This window comes from Caulobacter sp. (assembly GCF_017744445.1).
In the GTDB taxonomy this organism is placed as follows: Bacteria; Pseudomonadota; Alphaproteobacteria; order Caulobacterales; family Caulobacteraceae; genus Caulobacter.
In genome coordinates, this window is sequence record NZ_JAGIBH010000012.1 from 153,252 (window position 1) to 174,625 (window position 21,374).

The following is a 21,374-nucleotide window of genomic DNA, read 5'->3' on the forward strand; positions in this document are numbered from 1 at the left end:
ACGCGGGTCCGCTGTCCTCCCAGCGGGCCCGCACCCTTTTCAGTACCGCCAGCGCGCGCCGAGGAAGATCTGGCGGCCCGTGCGGCCATAGACCAGCGGCCCGCGGCGCGCCGCGCCCGTCCAGTAGGACTGGGCCTGGTCGGTCAGGTTCAGCAGGTCCAGGGTCAGCTGCAGCCGCCCCGTCAGATTAAGACTGGCCGAGGCGTCGAGATTGAAGGTCGCGTCGGCCCCGTCGACATCGGCGATATAGGGCGTCGGGCACTCGGCCGTGGCCTCCGGCCCGCAGACGCCGCCCCGGCTGGGCACGGTGCGGGTGTACTCCCCGCGTCGCGCGGCCGACAGGCGCACGGCGTAGCGCGGGGTCTGGTAGTAGACCGTGGCGTTGATCGCCGTCGGCGACGTCCCCACCAGCGGTGCGCGATAGGTCTGGTCCGGCGCGGTCGGGGCCAGCACATAGTCCAGCGCCGACTGTATGCGCGTGTAGTTGACCATCACGCCCAGGCGGTCGAACGGCGCCGGAAGGAAGGTCAGGGGTTTCTGGAAGCCGATCTCCAGCCCTCGTAACCAGCCGCCCTTGGTATTGACCACCTGGGTGATCGCAACGGGCGTCAGGTTCGTGGCGCCGGCGGGAAGCGCCACGTTCGGCAGGCCGGTGTCGGCCAGGACGCCGACACGGCTGAGCGCCTGGGGGAAATTGTCGATCGTCAGATGGAAGACCGAGGCCGAGATCAGCCCCTCTCGTCCCAGTCGATGATCGATCGACAGATCAAGGTTCGTGGCCTGATAGGGAGAAACCGAGGGATTGCCGGTCAGGTATTTCAAGCCGGCGGAATCGCTGGTCAACACGCCGGCCGGCGTCAAAGCGCTCAGCGCCGGACGCGCCATGGTGCGGGCCAGCGAGATGCGGAGCCGGGTGTCGGGCGTCAGATCACCCACCAACGTCGCCGAAGGCAGCAGATTGTCGTAGCGGCGCCGATCGTGCTGCCACTCGCCCGTGGTCGTCAGGCCATAGGCGTGCTGGCGCGTAGCCGCGTATCGCAGGCCCGCCACCAGCCGCAACGGCACGGCCCCCACCTGGCCGACCACGTCAGCCTGGAGATAGCCGCCCAGATCGTCCTCGATGACGCCGCGATTTTCCAGGCGTGAGTTGCCGGCCGCCGCCATACGCCAGTCGCCCCAGGCGTTGACGCAATTGCAGCTGAGGCCAAAACGCCGCTCGAACGCGTCGATATCGGGCGACAGCCAGGCGCTGATGCCTCCGGGCGCGCGCGGCAGACTGACGCCCCAGCGATCCACCAGCACACTGAGATCGCGCAGATCGCCAACGGCCGGCACGCTGGTGAAGGGCGCCGACCGCTGATCGCGGGTCTGATCGAAACCGTAGCGCCTCAGACTGACGCCGGCCTTGATCGTCACGCCAGGGCGCGCGTCGAAGACCAGATGGGCCTGCGCGGCGTCATACCGGTTGTCGATGAAATTGCTGAAGCGCCGGATTTCAGAATAGCCTTCGGCGAAGCTCCAGGCCCCGGCCGAGGCCGGATCGAGGCCGCTTCCAAACCGCAGGATCGGCACCTCACCCTTGGCGCGGGCGTCGAACACGACGCCGTCCTGGTCGAAGGCGTCATAGCCGACGAGGCGCTGGTTCGGGTCCGAGAACCGGGAGCGCGAGCGCCCCAGCAGCACGGACGCCCTCAGCCTGGGCGACAGGGTCTGGTCCAGCTTCAGGGACAGCTGATCAAAGCGAGTCACGAAGTCGTCGGCGAAGACCTCGGTGCGGATGTCGGTATTATCGAACCGCGCATAGACCAGCTCGCCCTGCGGCGAGACCTGAGCCGCGGTCACCGCCATGGCTGGCCGCCCCACGAAACGCGGATCCGGCGCGCCCCGATTGTCGCGATTGAGGCTCAGGATCTCGATGTTCCGATCCAGCCGGTGCTCGTCGTAGCGCGAGGCGAAATAGTCCAGGGTCAGCAGCGTGCCCTCTCGCGGCCGGGCCTGCACGGTGGCCGAAACGCCAAGGCGCTCCTGGTCGTGAGAATAGCGGCCATAGCGAGGGACCAGCGGCATATAGGTCACCGGCGATCCGGCGGTGATCACGCCATAGGCCTCCGCCGTCGAGCGTTCGCCCCCGCCCGGACAGGCGGCGCCCGTCGGCGGGCAGAAGCCGCCGTTGAAGCTGGCGATATAGTCTCCGGTCGAGTTGTAGCTGTCCTCGAGGCTACGCCGCCGGCTGTAGGCCACGGAAAACAGGACGCCCAGACGGTCCTGCGCGAACGTGTCGGACACCAGGGCCGATACCCGCGGATAGGCCTGACGGTCGCCCAGCTCGTAGAAGGCCGCCTGGCTGGCGACCGTGGCGTGAAGGCCCGGCGTGTCGAGGGGCCTGGGCGTCTGTAAATCGATGGTCGCGCCCAGCCCACCCTCTTCGATCTCGGCCGAGGCGGTCTTGCGGACGGTCAGGGTCGAGAAGAGCTCCGACGCGAAGGTGTTGAAATCGAACCCACGTGTCCGGTTGGCGCTATTGGTCGCCGCACCGGTGCCGCCACTCGTCGCCAGGGTTTCGAGTCCGTTTAGGCGCACCCTGACGAAATCGCCGCCGAGACCCCGCACCGACAGGGCGCGCCCCTCGCCGGCGTCGCGCTCGATCGAGACGCCCGAAAGGCGCTGGAGCGACTCCGCCAGGTTCGCGTCGGGGAAGTCGCCGACGTCCTCGCTGACGATCGCCTCGACCACTCCCGCCGCCTGGCGCTTGATCGCCATGGCGCTGGCCAGGCTGGCGCGGTAACCAGCGATGATCACCGCCTCGACGGCGACGTCAGGCTCAGGCGCGGCCGGGGCCAGGATCGGCGGAGGCGCCTGAGGACGCGGCGCAGGCGTCGCCGCCAGGAGAATGGTGTGGCCATAGTCGGCGCGGATCGAAAGACCCGTACCGGCCAGAAGACGGGCGAGACCTTCGCGGGCGTTGAAGCGTCCTCGCACGGCATTGACGCGCCGCCCCTCCGCCACGCTCTGGTCGAGCAAGATCTGCAAGTCGGCTTGACGGCCGAATGCGGGCACCCCGCTGGACGCGGGTTGGGCGGCGACATCGAAACTTAGAGTCTGGGCGGTCGCGTTCCCGGCGACGAGCGCGAGCGTCGCTCCCGTCATCCAGGCCCACGGCGTTCGCCCCACGCCGCTGTTCAGACTTTCCTCCCCTTCCCTCGCCGGCGCGATCTTGGCGCGCTCGGTCGTTCTAACGTCCGCCGCGACTCATCGCTCGTGCGGCGGCGCGCCCAATCTGATCGTCGTGGCGTCGGTCGTCACGGGAGCGCCGAAGGTCTGGCCGACCACCTCGGCGAAATGCTCCGGCTGATTGGTCCGGAACCAGCCCACCAAGCCCTTTCGGCCCAGGGCGGGATCGGCCACGACGATGCGTCGCTTGTTGTAACGATTGAACTCGACAGCAGCCTCGGCGACCGACATGCCCTCCAGGGCAAGGCGCCCCTGACGCCAGGCCAGACCCTCGTCGACACCGCCACGTCCGGCCAGAGACCGCGGCCCCTCGCCGCTCGCCGGCACATAGAGGCGACCGCCGGCCGGCGCCCGCGTGCGCACGCCGGGCGCCGCGGTGCTCCAGATTTCGACGACGCCCTCGGTGATGTGGACTTCGGCGCCGCCGCTCATCCGGCGCACCGCGAAGGCGGTGCCCACGGCGCGGACACGAATATCTCCGGCGGAGACGATGAACGGCCGGGACGGATTCTTGGCCACCTTGAACCAGGCCTCGCCCCGCTCGAGCGCGACGGCCCGCGCCCGCGGCGTCATCGATATGCTCAGGGCGCTGTTGGTGTTGATGTCCGCCGAGGAGCCGTCGGCCAGGGCCACGTGCTTCACCTCACCGACCACGGTCTCGTAGGCCGCGCTCGAACGCGGGAAGACCTGCACGGAAACAAGCGCGGCCGCCGCCACCGCGGCCAACGCCGCGGCGCCCGCCGCCAGCCCCCAGCCCCGCCGCGAGCGCGCGACCTTGAGATGAACGGGCGCGGCCAGGGCCTTGGCGCGATCGAGCGTGCTCCAGATGGCCGCGGCGCGCGCATAGGCGCCGCGGTGGCGCGGATCGGCCGCCAGCCATGCGTCCAGGGCCTGCGTCTCGGCGGACGTCAGGTCGCCGCGATCGGCGCGGGCCGCCCATTGGGCCGCCTCCTTATGGACGGTTCTTGCTGTTCTTCGTTCGGTCATGGTCTTTGCCAGGCGCTCTGGACGGAGCGATCGGATCCTCGCTCACGGCCTTGCTCAAGAAACGAAGCCCCCTCGATACGTTGTTTTCGACGACATTCTCCGTGACGTTCAGCCGTTCGGCGATTTCGCGTTGGGACAGGCCCTCGACCTTCCGCATCTCGATGATGCGTCGGCAACGCTCGGGCAAGCTCGCCAACAGATCTCGCACGCGTTCCAGTTCTCGACGCCCGGCCACCACGCGCTCCGGTGACGGCTGACCATCGTCCAGGGTCGCCAGCTCCAGATCGGTGATGCTGCTGATGCGGATCACGCGAGCGTGGCGGATGGCGTTGAGCAGCAGGTTGCGCGCGACACTGAAAAAGTACGCCCGCGGATTGGCGATCTGCTCCACGGACTGGAGATCGGACAGGCGACAATAGGCTTCCTGTAGAATGTCTTCCGCCTCGATCGAACTCGGGGCGTTGCGTTTGAGCCAGGCGCGTACAGCCGGTTCGTGAGGAATGATCTCACGTCCGATCCAGACGACGACGTCCTGCCTAAGCCGTTCCACCCCGCTGAGGCCTTTCCCTCATATCTTAGACATCAAGACACCCCGGCGGCGCGGTTCCGTCATCCGATGCGAAACATTTTTCACGCGCATCGTGGATCCCAAATAGCGGATCACATTGAGGGCGTGTTTTCCGCCCCGTTTCAGTCCGAGACCGCAGATAAGAGACCCTCCAGGGATGCTTGAGAACACTCGGATCGCCCCGATCCGATAAGCACGGCAGCGGGCGAGACCTGCGGACGCCGTGAAAAATCGTCAGGGGTCTGTCAGTTGAGCAGGCGCACTGTCTTGCCATGGCGTCGCCTCTCGCTCCCGCGGGGCGACGCAAGGGGCCCGGCCTGGATAGGCCGGGCCTCTGTAGCAAGGAGTAAGCTCATGAAGATCACCGTTCTTGGCCTGTCCCTCGCCGCTATCGCCACCGGCGCCTGGGCTCAGACGACCATCGCCCACAACGAGACGCTGCCCGCCAAGGGCGCCTTCACGGTCGGTCAGATCGAAGACGCGGATGTGATCGACTCCGCCAACCGTGAGGCCGGCGAGGTCGAGCACGTGCTGCTGGACGCGGCCGGAAAGCCGACCGCCATCGTCATCGAGATTGACCGCATGGGTCCGGACAAGAAGGTCGTGGTGGCGCTGGCGGACGTGACCGTCGCGCCCGAGCCCGGCGACCGCGACGACCACATCGTCCGGACCAAGCTGTCCAAGGCGCAACTTGCCGCCCTGCCCGACTGGAAGGGCTAACCGATCGGCGCCGGCCAGCCCGCCGGCGCCGTTCACCCCACGGCCCCTTTCACCCCACGACTAGGGCCGCCGCCTCCGCGGCGCTGAGGATAATGGGAAGGAAGCTGTCGCTCTTGAGTGAGGCGCCGCACCTTGGCGGCGATCAGGTCATCGGTTTCGCCATGACCGGACCGACGCTCGGAGTGTCCAAGGACGAAGCCCCGCGCCCAAGGCATCGTGACATCACCCCGCTTTGAACATGAAAAAAGGAAACCATTCGGAATGGTCGCGCATATCCGCGACCATCCGGGAAGCTGGCGCGCCCTGCTGGATTCGAACCAGCGACCGCTCGCTTAGAAGGCGAGTGCTCTATCCAGCTGAGCTAAGGGCGCGCATGCCGGCTAGCCCCGCGAGCGCCCTAGTGGGTCCAGGGCCGCTTGCGGTTGGCCGCGAAGTTGTCGGCGTAGGCCTTGATGATCTTCTTGGGGGCCTTCGGCTCGAACAGCTGGAAGGCGATCTCGTGACGCTGGGCGTAGGCCACCGCTTCGTCGCGGGTCTCGAAAGTCAGGCGGATCTGGCCGTTCATGTCGCTGGACGTGGTCCAGCCCATCAGCGGGTCAGGCTTGCGCGCCGAAGCCGGTTCGAACTCCAGCACCCAGTCCTTGGTCTTGGCCTTGCCGGACTGCATGGCGTTCTTGGCGGGGCGATAGATGCGGGCCAGCATGGACCTTCTCCAAAGTACCTTACCGATGGTCGGAGCGGCAGGATTTGAACCTGCGACCCTCTGCTCCCAAAACAGATGCGCTACCAGGCTGCGCTACGCTCCGAAACATCGGCAGGCGGCTGCTCTACAGGGGTTCGGAGCGCGGATCAACGGAAGCGTCACGCCTTTGGAAAGATCCTGTGCAAGACGCGGTCTCCCGGCAAGATCCCCAGTTGGGCCGCGCGGCCTCCGGCGATCTCCAGAACGCCCAGGATCAGGCCGCCCGACGGCAACGGCGTCTCATCGTGCGGACGGGCGTTGCGGACGATCGACAGGACCCGGCCGTCGGGCGCGATGTAGATGATGTCCAGCGGAATCAGCGTGTTCTTCATCCAGTAGGCGGCCGGTTGCGGCCGCTTGTAGGTGAAGAGCATGCCCCGGTCTGGCGCCAGGGACTTACGGAACATCAGTCCCTGCTTCTGCTGAGCCAGGGTGGCGGCGATCTCGACCTGGAATCGCGCGCGACCGCGGCCGGTGACGACCTCGACCGTCTCCAGCTTGGGCGCGGCCAACACTTCACCGCCCGCGCCAAGACCAAGTCCTAGCGCGGCCAGCAAGGCCCGTCTGTCGATCATCCGCTCCGCCACGCACCACCTCGCTGAAAGCTAGTCCCCATCAGACTAGCTTTCGCCGCGAGACGGCGGAAGTCAGGCGTCGCCGGCCGTGATTTCCGCCACGACCAGGCCCTTGGGCCCCCGCGCGAACCGCACCAGGACGTCATCGCCCGGCTGCAGGTCCTCGAGCCCGCCCCGGCGGAGCGTCTCGATATGCACGAAGATGTCGCCCGGCTCGGCGTCGCGGATCACGAAGCCATAGCCCTTGGTGCGGTTGAACCACTTGACCTTGGCGTGCTCCGGCGGCCCCTCGGGCTCAAGCGCGTGACGCCCGTGCCCTTCCCGCAGGACATCGCGTCGCGTCGGGCCTTCGGCGAAGGTCCGCCTCTGGCGCTCCAGCGGCGCGGGCGCCGAGGTCTCGTCGAGATTGACCACCTCGCAGACCTGCCAGCCCTTCGGCCTTTTGACGACATCACACACGATAACCGCTCCCTCCATGGCGGTTTCGCGGCCGCAATTACGCAGCGACGTCACATGTAGAAGCACGTCCTTCAGCCCGGTCTGGCCGGGATCATCGGGGACGATGAACCCATAGCCCTTGCCGGCGTCGAACCACTTCACCCTCCCGCTGATGCGCACGAACTCTTCGTGCGCATCAGCGTCCTCAAAATCGAAACCAGACATCCCACCCCTCTGGCTCGCCCAATCAGCCCATCGGAGCGAGCACTACGAGAACAGTGTTCTCGCGTGACGAGAACCGTCAATGACGAAATCACGTCAAAACCCCAGGTGGGGGCGTTCCGCGACATTTCGTCGCAGAAACAGCACAGTAACAATCCTGAAATACAGCCAGAGATGGCAGTCCCTAGGGGAGTCGAACCCCTCTCTCCAGATTGAAAATCTGGCGTCCTAACCGATAGACGAAGGGACCACATAACCGCCGAAGCGGAACATAGCCGATATGTAGTCCTCGCGGGTGGCAGTCCCTAGGGGAGTCGAACCCCTCTCTCCAGATTGAAAATCTGGCGTCCTAACCGATAGACGAAGGGACCAGCGGCCCCGCGAGGAAGCGGGTGTATAGCCGCGACCTTTGGGGTGCGCAAGCCGCCGAAAGTCATTTTTTCAGTCCGTCCACATCGGGTGCGGCAAACAGCCTATTCCGAGTATCTGGCTCTGGGATCGCTGGCGTCCTCGATCTCCAGCTGCACGCCGTTGCGACCCATGTAGTCGTCCGGCTTCAGCTTGCCGACGACGTCCAGCGCGCCGCCGCCAGCCAGCAGGCGCTGGCCCAGCGGCGTCTCGGCGCTGCGCCAGCTGATCGCCTTGATGCGGTCGCCCGTGGGACCGACCAAGTCCATGCGGACATGCCCGCCCTTCAGGGCCGAGACGCGATCGGGCCGCACCTGGCTCAGGGCGAACATCGGCTCGGGATTACCGGGACCGAACGGCGCCAGGCGCTGGAAGTCGTCGAGCAATGCGCGATTCGCCGCGCGCGGTTGCAGCAAGGCGTCGATATCGACTGACTCGATTCCCACCGCCTCCATCTCGCCGGCCAGGCGCTCTTCCAGGAAGGCGCGGAATTCGGGAATCGAGTCGGGGCGAATTGAGAGACCCGCCGCCATGGCGTGGCCGCCGCCGGCCATCAACAAGCCCGCCTCGAAGGCCGCCTGGATCGCCTTGCCCAGATTCACGCCAGGCTGCGAACGGCCCGAGCCCTTGCCGACATTGGCGGCGCGGTCGACGCCGATGACCACCACGGGCTTGCGATAACGTTCGCGCAGGCGGCCGGCGACGATGCCGATGACGCCCGGGTGCCAGTCGTCGCCGGCCACCACTATCACCGGCGCGTCCGGGTTGAAGTTGCTGCCGCGCTCCAGCAGGGCCGCGGCTTCTTCGACCACGGCGGCCTCGACGGCTTTGCGTTCAGTGTTGAGGCTGTCGAGCTCCTCGGCCAGGGCGGCGGCCTCCAGCGGGTCGTCGGTCGAGAGCAGCTTGGCGCCGAGATCGGAGCGGCCGATACGGCCGCCAGCGTTGATGCGCGGCCCCAGGATGAAGCCGGCGTGAAAGACCGACGGGTCACCCGAGCCCTTGCCAACCTCGAACAGGGCCTTCAGCCCCGGATTGGCCCAGGCGCCCATGGTGCGCAGGCCCAGCGCCGTCAGGGCGCGGTTGAAGCCGACCAGCTGGGTGACGTCGCAGACCTCGCCCAAGGCCACCAGGTCCAGCCACTGGCGAAGGTCCGGCTGCGGACGATCGTCGGTGAACAGGCCGCGCTTGCGGGCCTCGCGGTTCAGCGCGGCCAGCAGCACGAAGGTGACGCCGGCGGCGGCCAAGACCCCCTGCCCGCTCTGGCAGCCCGGACGGTTAGGATTGACCACGGCGGCGGCGGCCGGCGGGTCCTCGCGCATCAGGTGGTGGTCGATGACCACGACCTCCAGGCCGATCTGGCCGGCGCTGTTGATGGCGTCATAGGCCGCCGCGCCACAGTCCAGCGTCACGACCAGCTCGGCCCCGCTCTCACGGATCGTCTTGAAGGCAGCTGGGCTGGGGCCATAGCCCTCGGTCAGACGGTCGGGAATGTAGATGGGCAGCTCGACGCCCATGTAGCGGAACCAGCGGACCAGCTGGGCGGCGCTGGTAGCTCCGTCGACGTCATAGTCGGCAAAGACCATGGTCGGCCTGCCCTGCTCCAGGGCGTCGATCAGGATCTCGGCGGCCCGGTCCATGTCGGTGAAGCTGGACGGATCGGGGAACAGCGCCTTCAGGGTCGGGCGCAGATAGTGCTCGGCGTGATCCAGGGTGACGCCGCGCGAGACCAGGGCGCGGGCGAGCGGCTCCGTCAGGCCATGGCGCTGCTGAATATCCCGCACCACGGCCATGTCGGCCGGACGCTCACGCCAGGCGCGGCCGCTCAGCGAGCGCTCAACGCCTAGGAAGGCGGTAGTATCGAAGTTGGAAGCACCATCAGCGGCCATCGCGGCAGACTATCCGTTAAGGCGGATTCGGACCATGCGGCGCCGCCCCGTCAGTACCGGACGTGAGTCTGCTTAGCCTGCCTTGGCTTCCGCGCGGATAACTTCCACCTCGTTCGCCGAGCCCAGCACCACCGGCACGCGCTGGTGCAGCTTGGTCGGCTGGATGTCGAGGATGTCGATCACCGCCTCGGTCGACTTGCCGCCGGCCCGTTCGACCAGCAGGCTCATCGGGTTGGCCTCGTACATCAGGCGCAGCTTGCCGGGCTTATCGGGCTCGCGGGCGTCCCACGGATACATGAAGACGCCGCCGCGCATCATGATGCGGTGGACGTCGGCGACCATCGAGGCGACCCAGCGCATGTTGAAGTTCTTGCCCCGAGGACCGTCCTTGCCCTGCAGGCAGCCGTCGATATAGCGGCGCACGGGCGGCGCCCAGTGGCGCTGGTTCGACATGTTGATGGCGAACTCGGCGGTGTCGGCCTTGATGGCGATAGCCGGATGGGTCAGCAGCCACTGACCGTCAGCGTTCAAGGTGAAGCCGTTGACGCCGCCCGACAGCGTCAGGACCAGCATGGTCTGCGGGCCGTAGACGGCATAACCGGCCGCGACCTGGTTGCGGCCCAACTGCAGGAAGTCGGCTTCCGCCGGCGCGTGATCGGCCGGCGCCGGCAGCACCGAGAAGATCGTCCCGACCGAGACGTTGACGTCGATATTGCTGGAGCCGTCCAGCGGGTCGAAGGTCACCAGATAGCCGCCAACGCGGCCCGTGGGCTCGACCTGTTCCAGCTCTTCCGAGGCCAGGCCCGCGACGGCGGCGCAGCCCTTCAGGGCGTCGCTCAGCATGTCGTTGGTGATGACGTCGAGCTTCTTCTGCTCTTCGTCCTGCACATTGGTGCTGCCAGCCGCGCCCAGGCTGCCCGAGAGGGCGCCGGAGGCGACCACGCGGCTGATCTGCGCGCAGGTGGTGGCGACCGTCTGGACGACGTCCTTAAGGGCGGCGTCCGCCGGCTCCGCCGCGAGCCAGGCGGCCAAGTCGACAAAGGTGGTCATAGGAACCTCGAAACCAGAAAGCAGAACGGCCGCCTCTACAGGGCGACCGTGACGGATAAGTCTCAGACCTTCCGCTTCATGCGAACTTCGCGGACGGTGCCCGTCGACGAGTTCATTACCAGGGTGTGGGTGTGGACGCAGCCGTCGCGGAACACAACGCCGTCCACCAGCCCGCCGCGCGTCACGCCCGTGGCGGCGAAGATCGCCTCGTCACGGACGATCTCGTGCAGGTCGTACTTCTTGTCCAGCTCGGTGATGCCCCAACGCGCGGCGCGGGCGCGCTCGTCGCCGTTGCGGAACAGCAAGCGCCCCTGAAACTGACCGCCGACGCACTTAAGGGCCGCGCAGGCCAGGACGCCTTCCGGCGCGCCGCCTGAACCCAGGTACAGGTCGATGCCGGTCGAGGGATCGGTGGTGTTGATCACCCCGGCGACATCGCCGTCCGTGATCAGATGGATGCGAGCGCCGGCGGCGCGGACCTTGGCGATGATCTCGGCGTGACGCGGACGGTCCAGCACGCAGACGGTGATCTCGGTCGGGGCCACGCCCTTGGCGTCGGCGATCGCCTTGATGTTGTCAGCCGGCGACTTGTCCAGGTCGATCACCCCGGCGGGCAGGCCCGGACCGCAGGCGATCTTGTCCATATAGGTGTCGGGCGCGTTCAGCAGCGTCCCCTTCGGCGCCCAGGCCATCACCGTCAGGGCGTTGGGCTGGGCCTTGGCGGCCAGGGTGGTGCCTTCCAGCGGGTCCAGGGCGATGTCGATTTTGGGGCCTTTGCCCGTGCCGACCTTCTCGCCGATGTAGAGCATCGGCGCTTCGTCGCGCTCGCCCTCGCCGATGACGATCTCGCCGTCGATGTTCAGCTCATTGAGGGCGTTGCGCATCGCGTCGACGGCCGCCTGGTCGGCGGCCATCTCGTCGCCGCGGCCCAGCATCGTCCACGAGGCGATGGCGGCGGCTTCGGTCACGCGAACGGCGTCCAGGACCAGCGAGCGGTCCAGGGTGTTCGAACTCATCCGTCTCTCCCGACCGCCCCCGGAAAAGGGCGGCCTAGTTCCCAATGTCGCCCTCGACGCCGAGTTTTCCCGGTCGTTAGATGCGCGCGACGCGCAGAAGGCGGGGACGCTCTAGCACGGTCTGCAGCTTTTCGATGCGGCTAATCGCGTCCAGCAGCTTCGATTCCGGCGTCGCATGCGTAACGAGCACGATCGGCACGCCACCCGCGCCATCGACGGGCTTTTGCAGGAAGCTGTCGATCGAGACGCCGCATTCGGCCAGGGTTTCCGAGATCGCGGCGATCACGCCGGGCTCGTCCTTCACCATCACGCGCAGATAGGCCTTGCCCACGGCGCGAGCCGGATCGATCGGCGTGAACGAGGTCAGCGCGCCGGCCGGCGCCTGGAAAACAGGCCGCACGGCCTTGGTCATCACATCGGCGATGTCGGCGGCCACGGCGGCGGCGGTCGGACCCGCGCCCGCGCCCGGACCCTGCACGAAGATGCGGCCGATACGCTTGCCTTCGATGAAGAGCGCGTTCAGCGCGCCGCCGGCCTGGGCCAGCGGGTGGTCCAGCGGCACCAGCGACGGATGCACCTTCACTGCGACGCCGTCCTCGGACTTGGCGGCGCTGGCGATCAGCTTGATGCGATAGCCCAGGTCCTTGGCCAGCTTGATGTCGAGCAGGTCGACCTCGCTGATGCCTTCGATCTCGGCGGCCGCGAAGTTCGGGGCGCAGCCGAAGGCCAGGGCGGCCAGGATGCTGACCTTGTGGCCGGCGTCGAAACCGCCGACGTCCATGGTCGGGTCGGCCTCGGCATAGCCCAGGCCCTGAGCCTCGCGCAGCACGTCGGCGAACGAGCGGCCCGTCTTCTCCATCTCCGAGAGGATGAAGTTGCAGGTGCCGTTCAAGATGCCGGCCACCGAGGCGATATCATCGCCGACCAGGGCTTCGCGCATCATCTTCACGGCGGGCACGCCGCCCATCACCGCGGCTTCGAACAGCAGCGGCGCGTTGTTGGCTTCCGCCAGGGCGGCCAGTTCGGCGCCGTGTTCGGCGATCAGGGCCTTGTTGGCCGTGACCACCGGCTTGCCGGCCTTCAGGGCCGTCTCGACGGCGGCCTTGGCCGGGCCGTCAGACCCGCCGACCAGTTCGACAAAGATGTCGACGTCCGGCGAGGCCGCCAGGGCCACCGGATCGTCGAACCAGGCCAAGTTCGAGATGTCGACCGTGCGCGGACGCGATTTGGAGCGCGCCGAGACGGCCGTCACGACCGCCTTGTCGCCGGCCGGCGCGAAGTCCGGACGGTCGGCCAGGAACTGCAGGAGGCCACCGCCAACGGTGCCCAGGCCCGCGACGCCGACGCGCCAGGTCTTGTTCGTCATCTTCGAATCCTTAGGTCGAACCAGCCTCTAGGAGGCCTGTTCCATCTTGTTGTGGGCCTTGGCCAGGATGGAGTCGGCATTGGCGATGAATTTCTTCACGTTGCGCGCCGCCTGGCGGATGCGGTGCTCGTTCTCGACCAGACCGATCCGCACATAGCCCTCGCCATATTCGCCAAAGCCGATGCCCGGAGCCACGGCGACGCCGGCCTCCTCGATCAGCAGGCGCGAGAACAGCATCGAGCCGGCTTCGCGGTACTGTTCGGGGATCTTGGCCCAGGCGAACATCGAGGCTGGCGGATTGGGGATGTCCCAGCCCGCGCCCTTCATCGACTTGATCAGCGTGTCGCGGCGGCTCTTGTAGATGCCGCGGATCTCGTCGACGCAGTCCTGCGGGCCGTTCAGCGCCGCGGCGGCGGCCACCTGCACCGGGGTGTAGGCGCCGTAGTCCAGATACGACTTCACGCGGGCCAGGGCCGCGCAGATGCGGGCGTTGCCGACTACCATGCCCACCCGCCAGCCGGCCATGGCGTAGGTCTTTGACAGCGAGTTGACCTCGACGGCGATGTCCTTGGCGCCCTCGACCTGTAGGATCGACGGCGGCGGGTTGTTGTCGAAATAGATCTCGCCATAGGCCACGTCGCTGATGACCAGCAGGTCGTGCTTCTTCGCGAGCGCTACGGCGTCCTTGTAGAAGTCCAGGTCCACCCACTGGGCCGTCGGGTTCGACGGATAGGACAGGATCAGCACGCTGGGCGGCGGCACCGAGTGCTTCACCGCGCGGCTGATGTTGGACAGGTACTCTTCCGGCGACAGGGCCGGCACGTGGCGGATGATGCCGCCGGCCATGATGAAGCCGAAGGCGTGGATCGGATAGGCCGGGTTCGGGCAGATGATGACGTCGCCGGGACCGGTCAGGGCCTGGGCCAGGTTGGCGAAGCCTTCCTTCGAGCCCAGGGTCGCGATGACCTCGGTGTCGGGGTTCAGCTTCACGCCGAAACGGCGGCCGTAGTAGTTGGCCATGGCCTTGCGCAGACCAGGCACGCCCTTGGAGGCGGAATAGCGGCCCGCCTTGGGATCACGCGCCGTCTCGATCAGCTTGTCGACGATGTGCTGGGGCGTGGGCATGTCCGGATTGCCCATGCCGAAGTCGATGATGTCGGTCCCCTCGGCGCGGAGGCGCGCCTTGATCTTGTTGACCTCTTCGAAAACGTAGGGCGGCAGGCGGCGGATACGGTGAAAATCGGTGCTCATGAGGGCTCTGTGCGCCGCTTCGGCGCTCTGGGAGCGAAAAGTCGGGCATGGATAGACCCCGAGCGGGGCCAAGCCAAGCCAGTTCAAGGAAGATTATGCCTCCGTCGCCCTATTGGGGCTGGGACGGAGGCGCGCTAGCTCGGCCGCGGGCTGCGCGGGCGAAGGCTTCGGTTGCGGCGCGGTCGGCGTCGGTGGGGGCTTCGAAGTTGCCCGGCTTGACGTCGCGGCGCGCCTTGTCGGCGTAGCCTTCGGTGTCCTTGAGTTCCCAAGTGCCCGGCGCGACGGCCTTGGTCAGGGCGTCGCCCGCGCGCTGCTGATCGACGACGGCGGCGCGAACCTGGTTGGCGTTCGGCACGTCCTTCGGGATCGTCGGGATGTCCGAGAACTTGCGGCGCGGCGCCTTGGCCTTGGCGGCGGCGGTCGCCCGGGCCGCGATCGGCGAGCTGGGATCGACCTGCGCGGTCGTGAACGGACTGGCCACGCACGCGGCCGCGCCGGCGGCCAGGCCGACGATCAGAGCGACACGTACGATTTTGCGGGTTTCGCCGTTCATTGGTTCTGGTCTTATGCGATGATCGCGGCGAGCGAAAGGCGTTCGACGCCGCTTTTCGCGAACACCCTACGCGGAGGAACTCATGGCCACGGCAAAGGCGGCTCCCAAGGCCCGGAAGAAGGCTTCCCCCAAGGACGAGACCGCCGAACCCAAGGCCAAGAGCGCGCCAAAGGCATCCAAAGCCAAGGCCAAGCCCGAAACCGCTGAACCGCCGCTGAAGACCGAATCGGCCAGTCAGGGCGCAGGCAGCTTCCATGGCGGCGCCACGCCCCCGCCCTTCCCGCCGTTCGAAAACGTGATGTCGGCCGAACAGCTGAAGATGGTCGAGACCCTGTCGGCGAACCTGGCCCGCGCGGCCGTCACTGCCCAGGGCGCGATAGCCGAAGCCGCCTTGCGCCAGGCCGACCGCCCAGCCGCCCTCACCCCGGACCCGTTCCACGTCGCCCCGGCCCTGAACGAGGTGATGACCCGCCTAGCCGCCCAGCCCGACCGGCTGATGCGGGCCCAGGCCGACCTCTTCAGCCAGTACATGGAACTGTGGCAGTCGACCGCCCGCCGCGCCGCCGGCGAAGAAGTCGCGCCCGTGGTTGCGCCGGCCGCCGGCGACAAGCGCTTCAACGATCCCGACTGGGCGTCGAACCCGATGTTCGACCTGATGAAGCAGTCGTACCTGCTGTCGTCGAACTGGCTGAACGGCCTGATCGCCGAGGTCGACGGCGTCGACCCCGCGACCAAGCGCCGGGTCGAGTTCTTCACCAAGATGCTGACCGACGCCTTTTCGCCGTCGAACTTCCTGATCTCCAATCCCGCCGCCCTGCGCGAGGTGGTGCAGACGCAAGGCCAGAGCCTGGTGCGCGGCATGGAGAACTTCGCCGCCGACCTGGAGCGCGGCGGCGGCCAGCTGGCGATCAGCCAGACCGACCTGGCCAAGTTCAAGGTCGGCGAGAACGTCGCCACCGCGCCAGGCAAGGTCGTCTACCAGAACGACATCCTGCAGCTGCTGCAGTTCGATCCCAGCACCGACAAGGTCAGCGAGATCCCACTGCTGATCTTCCCGCCGTGGATCAACAAGTTCTACATCATGGACCTGCGGCCCGAGAACTCGATGATCCGCTGGCTGACCAGCCAGGGCTTCACGGTGTTCGTCGCCTCGTGGGTCAATCCGGACCAGCAGCTGGCCGCCAAGACCTTCGAGGACTACATGCTCGAAGGCATCTACGACGCCACCCAACAGGTCATGACACAGTGCGGCGTCGATCGGATCAACACCGTCGGCTACTGCATCGGCGGCACTCTGCTGTCGGTGGCCCTGGCCCACATGGCCGCGCGCGGCGACAAGCGGATCAACTCGGCCACCTTCTTCGCCGCCCAGCAGGACTTCGCCGAAGCCGGCGACCTGCTGCTGTTCACCAACGAGGAATGGCTGCAGTCGATCGAGCAGCAGATGGACGCCGCCGGCGGCTTCCTGCCCAGCCAGTCGATGGCCGACACTTTCAACGCCCTGCGCGGCAACGACCTGATCTGGTCGTTCTTCGTCAGCAACTACCTGATGGGCAAGGAGCCCCGCCCCTTCGACCTGCTGTTCTGGAACGCCGACCAGACGCGGATGCCCAAGGCGCTGCACCTGTTCTATCTGCGCAATTTCTACAAGGACAATGCCTTGACCACGGGCCAGCTCAGCCTGGGTGGCGAACATCTGGACCTGTCGAAGGTGAAGACCCCGATCTATGTCCAGTCGTCCAAGGACGACCACATCGCGCCCTATCGCAGCGTCTATCGCGGGGCCAAGGCGTTCGGCGGGCCGGTGACCTTCACCATGGCCGGCTCGGGCCACATCGCTGGGGTCATCAACCATCCGGACGCCAAGAAGTACCAGCACTGGACCAACGAAGGCCTGCCCAGCGACGTCAGCCAGTGGATCGCCGGCGCGACCGAGCATCCGGGTTCTTGGTGGCCGCACTGGGCCGAGTGGCTGCGCTCGCGCTCGGGCGATCAGGTCCCGGCCCGCGATCCGGCCAAGGGCAAGCTGAAGCCGCTGGAGAATGCCCCCGGCAGCTTCGTGATGGTCAAGTCGCAGGCTTGATGCTTAGGAGGCGAACCGCAGACACTTCGCCTAACGCGCTCTAGAGCACGCCGCTGGCATAGACCTCTTCGAAGACATCGGTCTCGACCCGTTCGACCAGCGGCCGGATGCGCTCCAGATGCGCCAACCGGCGCGGGTCGCGGGCGAAGGCCAGTACGTCCAGCGGGTCGTCGAAGGTGGTGATCACCACGACGACCTCCCCGGCCCGCAGACAGCGCACGCCGCGCAGGCCCGCGACGCGGCCCTCCAGGCGGAGGTGTTGGGCAGCTTGCGCCGCCAGCAAGGCGTCGAGCATGCCAGGCCTGGGATGGATCACGCTGATCGAGACCGCCGGCGCGGCCGGCTCCAGCACCTCGACCAGGCGGATAGCGGACGCGGCCATCAGATTTCTCCCACCGCATAGGCCTGAGTGAAGGCGCCAGCCTCGGAGGTCTCGATCAGCGGTCGGACGCGGGCGATGTGATCGGTGAACATCGGGTCGCGGCGGAAGGCATCGGCCTGCGCGGCGCTGTCGAACACCGAGATCAGCACCACGCCGTCATCCGAGCGGAACAGCCGCGCGCCGCGCAGGCCGTCGACCTTGCCCCGCACACGCTGGTGCTGCTCCAGCTGCAGCGCCATGAAGTCCTCCAGGCGCCCGGCCTTGGGGCGGATGACGCTAATGCTGATGACGGGGGCGGTATCCATGCGGGCTCCTTGGCGCTGTTGCCTGTGAAGGAGCCTTCCCCGTACAACCTCAACCAAAGTTGAGGTCAAGCGCCGATGTCGACATCTCCTTCGCCTCCGACCTTGAGCGTCGGCGAGGTGGCCAAGCGCAGCGGCGTGGCGGTCTCGACCCTGCATTTCTACGAGGCCAAGGGCCTGATCCGCAGCCTGCGGACCGAAGGCAACCAGCGGCGCTATCCGCGAGCGGTCCTGCGCCGGGTGGCGCTGATCCGCATCGCCCAGCGCACCGGCATCTCGCTGGTCGAGATCAAGGCCGCCCTGGATCACCTGCCCCAGGATCGCGCGCCCAGCGCCGACGACTGGCGCGCCCTGTCCGAGTCGTGGCGCGCCGAGCTGGACGAGCGCATCCGCCACCTGACCGGCCTGCGCGACCAGATCGACAGCTGCATCGGCTGCGGCTGCCTGTCGCTCAAGGAATGCCCATTGCGCAATCCGGGTGACGTCATGGCCAGCGCCGGGGCCGGTCCCCGCGTCCTTATCGACGATTGACACATCGGCAACCCACGTTCGCCCAAAAGTCGCCACGAGTACGGCGGAGCTTCCGCGCCATGCTCACGCTCGACCGCCGGACAGCCTTGGGGATGTTCGCCGCCTCGCCCCTGATGGCGGGCGCGGGGCCCGGCCTCGCCCTGATCCAGAACGCCGGCCAGAAGCTGGCCTCCGCCGCCCGCGAGCAGATCGGCGTCACGGTCGATTACGACCCCAGCTATCGATCGATAGGCTATCCCAACGGCGACGTGCTGCGAACCAGTGGCGTCTGCTCGGACGTGCTGATCCGCGCCGCTCGCGACGCCTGGGACATCGACCTGCAGCGGCGGGTGCATGAGGACATGGTCCGCGCCTTCGAGGCCTATCCGTCGCGCCGCACCTGGGGCTTGAAGAAGCCGGACGCCAATATCGATCACCGGCGGGTGCTAAATCTCGAGACCTTCCTGGCCGCCAGAACGCCAGCATTCCCCTGCCCTCGGCCCGCCTGCTGGGCGGTGACGCGTTCAAGAGCCCGCAGGCCGGCGACGTGCTGACCTGGCGGCTGTCCGGCGGCGGGCGTCCGCACCTGGGCGTCGTGGTCGATGACTACGGGACCGTGCGGGTAGCGCACAACATCGGCGCCGGCGTCCGTGAGGAACCGCTGTGGATGTTCAAGCTGCACAAGCCCGCCGGCCACTATCGCTGGCGGGTCTGACGCGGGCTAGAGCCCCGCGTCTTCCTTGAGGCCCAGGGCGATGTTCAGGTTCTGGACCGCCGCGCCCGAAGCGCCCTTGCCCAGATTGTCCAGCAGCGCCACCAGGCGCGCCTGGCCGCTGGTGTCGGAGCCGAACACGAAGAGCTTCAGGCGGTTGGTGCCGTTCAGGCCTTCCGGGTCCAGGGTCGTCAGGCTCTTGGCCTCGTCCAGCGAGGCGACCTCGACGAACTTCTCGCCCTTGTAGTGCTTGGCCAGGGCCTCGTGGATGTCGCCCAGCGACGGCGCGCCGTCCAGGGTGGCGAAGTGCAGCGGCAGCTCGACGATCATGCCCTGGGCGTAGCGCCCCACCGCCGGCGTGAAGATCGGACGGGTCAGCAGGCCGCCATGCTTCTGCATCTCCGGCACGTGCTTATGGGTCAGCGACAGGCCGTAGATGATGTAGGGCGCCCGGGTGTAGTCCGGGGCGCTCTCGTTCTCGAACTGGGCGATCATGGTCTTGCCGCCGCCGGTATAGCCCGAGACGGCGTTGTACGAGACCGGCAGCTCGGGCGGCAGGATGCCCGCCGAGACCAGCGGCCGCGTCAGGGCGATGGCCCCGGTCGGATAGCAGCCCGGGTTCGAGATCCGCTTGGACGCGGCGATCTTGCCGCGCTGTTCCTTGTCCAGCTCGGCGAAGCCATAGGCCCAGCCCTCGGCGGTGCGATAGGCGGTCGAGGCGTCGATGATCACCGTGTTCGGATTGGTGACCAGCGACACGGCTTCCTTGGCCGCGTCGTCGGGCAGGCACAGGATCACGGCGTCGGCGCCGTTCAGCATCTCGGCGCGGGCGGCGGCGTCCTTGCGCTTGTCCGGGTCGATCGAGACCAGCTGCAGGTCCTTGCGATCGACCAGGCGCTCGCGGATCTGCAGGCCGGTGGTGCCGGCTTCGCCGTCGATGAAGACCTTGGGGGCGCTGGACATGGCGGACTCCGTTCTGGCTCACCGCCAGAGAAAGCAGAAAACAGAGACAGAAATGAAAAGGGGCGCTTCGGCCTGACCGAAGCGCCCCTTCCCGTAAGACGTAATCGTCGCGATTAGCGCTTCGAGAACTGGAAGCTGCGGCGGGCCTTGGCCTTGCCGTACTTCTTACGCTCGACGACGCGGCTGTCGCGGGTCAGGAAGCCGTGCGGCTTCAGGACCGGGCGCAGACCGGGCTCGTAGTGCGTCAGGGCCTTGGACAGGCCGTGGCGGATGGCGCCGGCTTGACCCGACAGACCCGAGCCTTCGACGGTCACGACGACGTCGAATTGACCCAGACGGTCGGTCACTTCCAGCGGCTGGGCGATCATCATGCGCAGCACCGGACGCGCGAAGTAAACTTCCTGGTCGCGGCCGTTGATGGTGATCTGGCCCTTGCCCGGCTTGATCCAGACGCGAGCGATCGCGTTCTTGCGCTTGCCGGTCGCGTAGGCGCGGCCTTGGGCGTCGATCTTGGGTTCGGCCGGAGCGGCGGTTTCCGGGTTGCTGGACAGCGAGGCCAGCGCTTCAAAGCCTTGAGCGTCGGTCATGACTTAGAGGCTCCGGATGTTCTTGGCGTTGCGGCCAGCGAAGTCGACGACTTCGGGGTTCTGCGCTTGGTGCGGGTGCTCACCGGCGTTGTAGATGAGCAGGTGGGTCAGCTGCTTGCGAGCCAGCGGGCTCTCCTTGGGCAGCATGCGCTCGACGGCCTTTTCCAGGACGCGTTCCGGGAACTTGCCGCCCAGGACCTTGCGCGGGGTGGTTTCCTTGATGCCGCCCGGGTGACCGGTGTGGCGATAGTAAACCTTGTCGTCCATCTTCTTGCCGGTGAACTTCACCTTGTCGGCGTTGATGACGACGACGAAGTCGCCGCAATCGACGTGCGGGGTGTAGTCAGGACGGTGCTTGCCGCGAAGACGCATGGCGATGAACGTCGCCAGACGGCCGACAACGGCGTTCTCGGCGTCGACCACGATCCACTTCTTCTCGACCTCGGCTGGCTTCAAGGAAGCCGTGATCTTCTGCATGGGATTGATCCGTAATTTCTGGGCGTTCGAACCCGAGAAACCCGGTTTCGTCCGTATGAGGCGCGGCATGTACGGGAGGGTTTGTGCGGTGTCAACAACGGTGGGCGCATAAAGTTACAAAGCTTATAGAATACAACGAGATAGATATTACGGTATTATAATACCGCACCCTCGCACTCGAAGCGCCATGAGCGGTAGAAAGCACGGCGCTGACCCCTCCACCGGCTTCGCCGGTCCCCCTCCCCCAAACGGGGAGGAGAGGCGCTCCCCGCATGGGCGGCGCGTTCCTTCTCCGCCCCGCTTGGGGGCGGACAGACCTCGCGGAGCGAGGTCAGGTGGGGGCCT

20 protein-coding genes, 4 tRNA genes and 2 pseudogenes are annotated in these 21,374 nt (G+C 67.1%); 4 read left to right on the forward strand and 22 right to left on the reverse strand.

From position 1 onward, the window contains the following. Positions 1-39: 39 nt before the first annotated feature. The 3 genes from J7528_RS18035 to J7528_RS18045 all read right to left on the reverse strand — a co-directional run bounded on the left by J7528_RS18035 (position 40) and on the right by J7528_RS18045 (position 4,768). Positions 40-3,030: a TonB-dependent receptor gene (locus J7528_RS18035; protein ID WP_291877180.1), complete on the reverse strand. Its 2,991-nt coding sequence runs from the start codon at positions 3,028-3,030 to the stop codon at positions 40-42. Positions 3,031-3,249: 219 nt separating this feature from the next. Then, positions 3,250-4,218 (reverse strand): FecR domain-containing protein, encoded by a 969-nt coding sequence (locus tag J7528_RS18040; protein ID WP_291877181.1) that lies wholly within the window; start codon positions 4,216-4,218, stop codon positions 3,250-3,252. After that, positions 4,184-4,768 carry a sigma-70 family RNA polymerase sigma factor gene (locus J7528_RS18045; protein ID WP_291877182.1) on the reverse strand — a complete coding sequence of 195 codons (585 nt, stop codon included), beginning with the start codon at positions 4,766-4,768 and terminating at the stop codon, positions 4,184-4,186. Before J7528_RS18045 ends, J7528_RS18040 begins: the two co-directional genes overlap by 35 nt. 372 nt (positions 4,769-5,140) lie before the next feature. On the opposite strand from J7528_RS18045, the gene J7528_RS18050 reads away from it, so the two are divergent. After that, positions 5,141-5,506 carry a PRC-barrel domain-containing protein gene (locus J7528_RS18050; protein ID WP_291877184.1) on the forward strand — a complete coding sequence of 122 codons (366 nt, stop codon included), beginning with the start codon at positions 5,141-5,143 and terminating at the stop codon, positions 5,504-5,506. Positions 5,507-5,538: 32 nt separating this feature from the next. Here J7528_RS18050 and J7528_RS25595 read toward each other — a convergent pair whose 3' ends face one another. The 14 genes and pseudogenes from J7528_RS25595 to J7528_RS18115 form a co-directional block, all read right to left on the reverse strand. Next, entirely contained in the window at positions 5,539-5,721 is a 183-nt protein-coding gene (locus tag J7528_RS25595; RefSeq protein WP_363270123.1) for a triose-phosphate isomerase, read from the reverse strand. Between the two features lie 79 nt (positions 5,722-5,800). Beyond that, positions 5,801-5,877 (reverse strand) — tRNA-Arg (locus tag J7528_RS18055). A gap of 26 nt (positions 5,878-5,903) precedes the next feature. Next, a complete protein-coding gene (locus J7528_RS18060) occupies positions 5,904-6,209 on the reverse strand; it encodes an ETC complex I subunit (RefSeq protein WP_291877187.1) in 306 nt (101 codons plus the stop codon). A 26-nt stretch (positions 6,210-6,235) separates the two neighbouring features. Beyond that, positions 6,236-6,312, reverse strand: a tRNA-Pro gene (locus J7528_RS18065). 55 nt (positions 6,313-6,367) lie between these two features. Beyond that, positions 6,368-6,969 (reverse strand): annotated as a pseudogene (locus tag J7528_RS18070) (DUF192 domain-containing protein). Continuing rightward, positions 6,896-7,486: a stationary phase survival cold shock domain protein CspD gene (gene cspD / locus J7528_RS18075; protein ID WP_291877190.1), complete on the reverse strand. Its 591-nt coding sequence runs from the start codon at positions 7,484-7,486 to the stop codon at positions 6,896-6,898. The pseudogene J7528_RS18070 and the gene cspD overlap by 74 nt, the downstream one beginning before the upstream one ends. Before the next feature lie 172 nt (positions 7,487-7,658). Continuing rightward, a tRNA-Glu gene (locus tag J7528_RS18080) sits at positions 7,659-7,733 on the reverse strand. A 46-nt stretch (positions 7,734-7,779) separates the two neighbouring features. Beyond that, positions 7,780-7,854: transfer RNA gene (locus J7528_RS18085), tRNA-Glu, on the reverse strand. Positions 7,855-7,956: 102 nt separating this feature from the next. Then, positions 7,957-9,777, reverse strand: coding sequence for a single-stranded-DNA-specific exonuclease RecJ (gene recJ / locus J7528_RS18090; protein WP_291877193.1), 1,821 nt, complete (start codon positions 9,775-9,777; stop codon positions 7,957-7,959). A 72-nt stretch (positions 9,778-9,849) separates the two neighbouring features. Continuing rightward, positions 9,850-10,827 carry a class 1 fructose-bisphosphatase gene (locus J7528_RS18095; protein WP_291877195.1) on the reverse strand — a complete coding sequence of 326 codons (978 nt, stop codon included), beginning with the start codon at positions 10,825-10,827 and terminating at the stop codon, positions 9,850-9,852. A 62-nt stretch (positions 10,828-10,889) separates the two neighbouring features. Beyond that, complete coding sequence (glpX, locus tag J7528_RS18100) at positions 10,890-11,843, reverse strand: class II fructose-bisphosphatase (protein WP_291877197.1); 954 nt, start codon at positions 11,841-11,843, stop codon at positions 10,890-10,892. 76 nt (positions 11,844-11,919) lie between these two features. Further along, complete coding sequence (locus J7528_RS18105) at positions 11,920-13,209, reverse strand: homoserine dehydrogenase (protein ID WP_291877199.1); 1,290 nt, start codon at positions 13,207-13,209, stop codon at positions 11,920-11,922. Positions 13,210-13,236: 27 nt separating this feature from the next. Next, positions 13,237-14,460 (reverse strand): LL-diaminopimelate aminotransferase, encoded by a 1,224-nt coding sequence (locus J7528_RS18110; protein ID WP_291877201.1) that lies wholly within the window; start codon positions 14,458-14,460, stop codon positions 13,237-13,239. 109 nt (positions 14,461-14,569) lie between these two features. After that, on the reverse strand, positions 14,570-15,013 hold the full coding sequence (locus J7528_RS18115) for a hypothetical protein (RefSeq protein WP_291877202.1): 444 nt from the start codon (positions 15,011-15,013) through the stop codon (positions 14,570-14,572). Between the two features lie 82 nt (positions 15,014-15,095). Between J7528_RS18115 and J7528_RS18120 the strand changes: the two genes are divergently transcribed. Beyond that, on the forward strand, positions 15,096-17,096 hold the full coding sequence (locus J7528_RS18120; RefSeq protein WP_291877204.1) for a class I poly(R)-hydroxyalkanoic acid synthase: 2,001 nt from the start codon (positions 15,096-15,098) through the stop codon (positions 17,094-17,096). A 40-nt stretch (positions 17,097-17,136) separates the two neighbouring features. Here J7528_RS18120 and J7528_RS18125 read toward each other — a convergent pair whose 3' ends face one another. Further along, on the reverse strand, positions 17,137-17,478 hold the full coding sequence (locus tag J7528_RS18125) for a hypothetical protein (RefSeq protein ID WP_291877205.1): 342 nt from the start codon (positions 17,476-17,478) through the stop codon (positions 17,137-17,139). Next, the gene (locus J7528_RS18130; RefSeq protein WP_291877207.1) at positions 17,478-17,783 is read right to left on the reverse strand and encodes an antibiotic biosynthesis monooxygenase; all 306 of its coding nucleotides are present in this window, start codon (positions 17,781-17,783) and stop codon (positions 17,478-17,480) included. Before J7528_RS18130 ends, J7528_RS18125 begins: the two co-directional genes overlap by 1 nt. Before the next feature lie 75 nt (positions 17,784-17,858). Here J7528_RS18130 and soxR point away from each other — a divergent pair, with 75 nt between their 5' ends. Both soxR and J7528_RS18140 read left to right on the forward strand, forming a co-directional pair. After that, positions 17,859-18,311, forward strand: a complete 453-nt coding sequence (soxR, locus tag J7528_RS18135) for a redox-sensitive transcriptional activator SoxR (RefSeq protein ID WP_291877209.1) — start codon at positions 17,859-17,861, stop codon at positions 18,309-18,311. 59 nt (positions 18,312-18,370) lie between these two features. Continuing rightward, a pseudogene (locus J7528_RS18140) lies at positions 18,371-19,005 on the forward strand (DUF1287 domain-containing protein). A 6-nt stretch (positions 19,006-19,011) separates the two neighbouring features. On the opposite strand, the gene argC reads toward J7528_RS18140, so the two are convergent. The 3 genes from argC to rplM all read right to left on the reverse strand — a co-directional run bounded on the left by argC (position 19,012) and on the right by rplM (position 21,029). After that, on the reverse strand, positions 19,012-19,965 hold the full coding sequence (gene argC / locus J7528_RS18145) for an N-acetyl-gamma-glutamyl-phosphate reductase (protein WP_291877211.1): 954 nt from the start codon (positions 19,963-19,965) through the stop codon (positions 19,012-19,014). Between the two features lie 113 nt (positions 19,966-20,078). Continuing rightward, positions 20,079-20,552 (reverse strand): 30S ribosomal protein S9, encoded by a 474-nt coding sequence (gene rpsI / locus J7528_RS18150; RefSeq protein ID WP_291877214.1) that lies wholly within the window; start codon positions 20,550-20,552, stop codon positions 20,079-20,081. Between the two features lie 3 nt (positions 20,553-20,555). Further along, positions 20,556-21,029 (reverse strand): 50S ribosomal protein L13, encoded by a 474-nt coding sequence (rplM, locus tag J7528_RS18155; protein WP_291877215.1) that lies wholly within the window; start codon positions 21,027-21,029, stop codon positions 20,556-20,558. Positions 21,030-21,374: the final 345 nt, after the last annotated feature.

Coding starts and splice junctions, on each gene's coding strand:
- J7528_RS18120 (WP_291877204.1), top strand. CDS start 15,096: ATGGCCACGGCAAAGGCGGCTCCCAAGGCCCGGAAGAAGGCTTCCCCC.
- J7528_RS18125 (WP_291877205.1), bottom strand. CDS start 17,478: ATGGCCGCGTCCGCTATCCGCCTGGTCGAGGTGCTGGAGCCGGCCGCG.
- J7528_RS18095 (WP_291877195.1), bottom strand. CDS start 10,827: ATGACCACCTTTGTCGACTTGGCCGCCTGGCTCGCGGCGGAGCCGGCG.
- cspD (WP_291877190.1), bottom strand. CDS start 7,486: ATGTCTGGTTTCGATTTTGAGGACGCTGATGCGCACGAAGAGTTCGTG.
- J7528_RS18050 (WP_291877184.1), top strand. CDS start 5,141: ATGAAGATCACCGTTCTTGGCCTGTCCCTCGCCGCTATCGCCACCGGC.
- J7528_RS25595 (WP_363270123.1), bottom strand. CDS start 5,721: ATGCCTTGGGCGCGGGGCTTCGTCCTTGGACACTCCGAGCGTCGGTCC.
- soxR (WP_291877209.1), top strand. CDS start 17,859: ATGTCGACATCTCCTTCGCCTCCGACCTTGAGCGTCGGCGAGGTGGCC.
- argC (WP_291877211.1), bottom strand. CDS start 19,965: ATGTCCAGCGCCCCCAAGGTCTTCATCGACGGCGAAGCCGGCACCACC.
- rpsI (WP_291877214.1), bottom strand. CDS start 20,552: ATGACCGACGCTCAAGGCTTTGAAGCGCTGGCCTCGCTGTCCAGCAAC.
- J7528_RS18060 (WP_291877187.1), bottom strand. CDS start 6,209: ATGCTGGCCCGCATCTATCGCCCCGCCAAGAACGCCATGCAGTCCGGC.
- J7528_RS18105 (WP_291877199.1), bottom strand. CDS start 13,209: ATGACGAACAAGACCTGGCGCGTCGGCGTCGCGGGCCTGGGCACCGTT.
- glpX (WP_291877197.1), bottom strand. CDS start 11,843: ATGAGTTCGAACACCCTGGACCGCTCGCTGGTCCTGGACGCCGTTCGC.
- J7528_RS18130 (WP_291877207.1), bottom strand. CDS start 17,783: ATGGATACCGCCCCCGTCATCAGCATTAGCGTCATCCGCCCCAAGGCC.
- recJ (WP_291877193.1), bottom strand. CDS start 9,777: ATGGCCGCTGATGGTGCTTCCAACTTCGATACTACCGCCTTCCTAGGC.
- J7528_RS18115 (WP_291877202.1), bottom strand. CDS start 15,013: ATGAACGGCGAAACCCGCAAAATCGTACGTGTCGCTCTGATCGTCGGC.
- J7528_RS18110 (WP_291877201.1), bottom strand. CDS start 14,460: ATGAGCACCGATTTTCACCGTATCCGCCGCCTGCCGCCCTACGTTTTC.
- J7528_RS18040 (WP_291877181.1), bottom strand. CDS start 4,218: ATGACCGAACGAAGAACAGCAAGAACCGTCCATAAGGAGGCGGCCCAA.
- rplM (WP_291877215.1), bottom strand. CDS start 21,029: ATGCAGAAGATCACGGCTTCCTTGAAGCCAGCCGAGGTCGAGAAGAAG.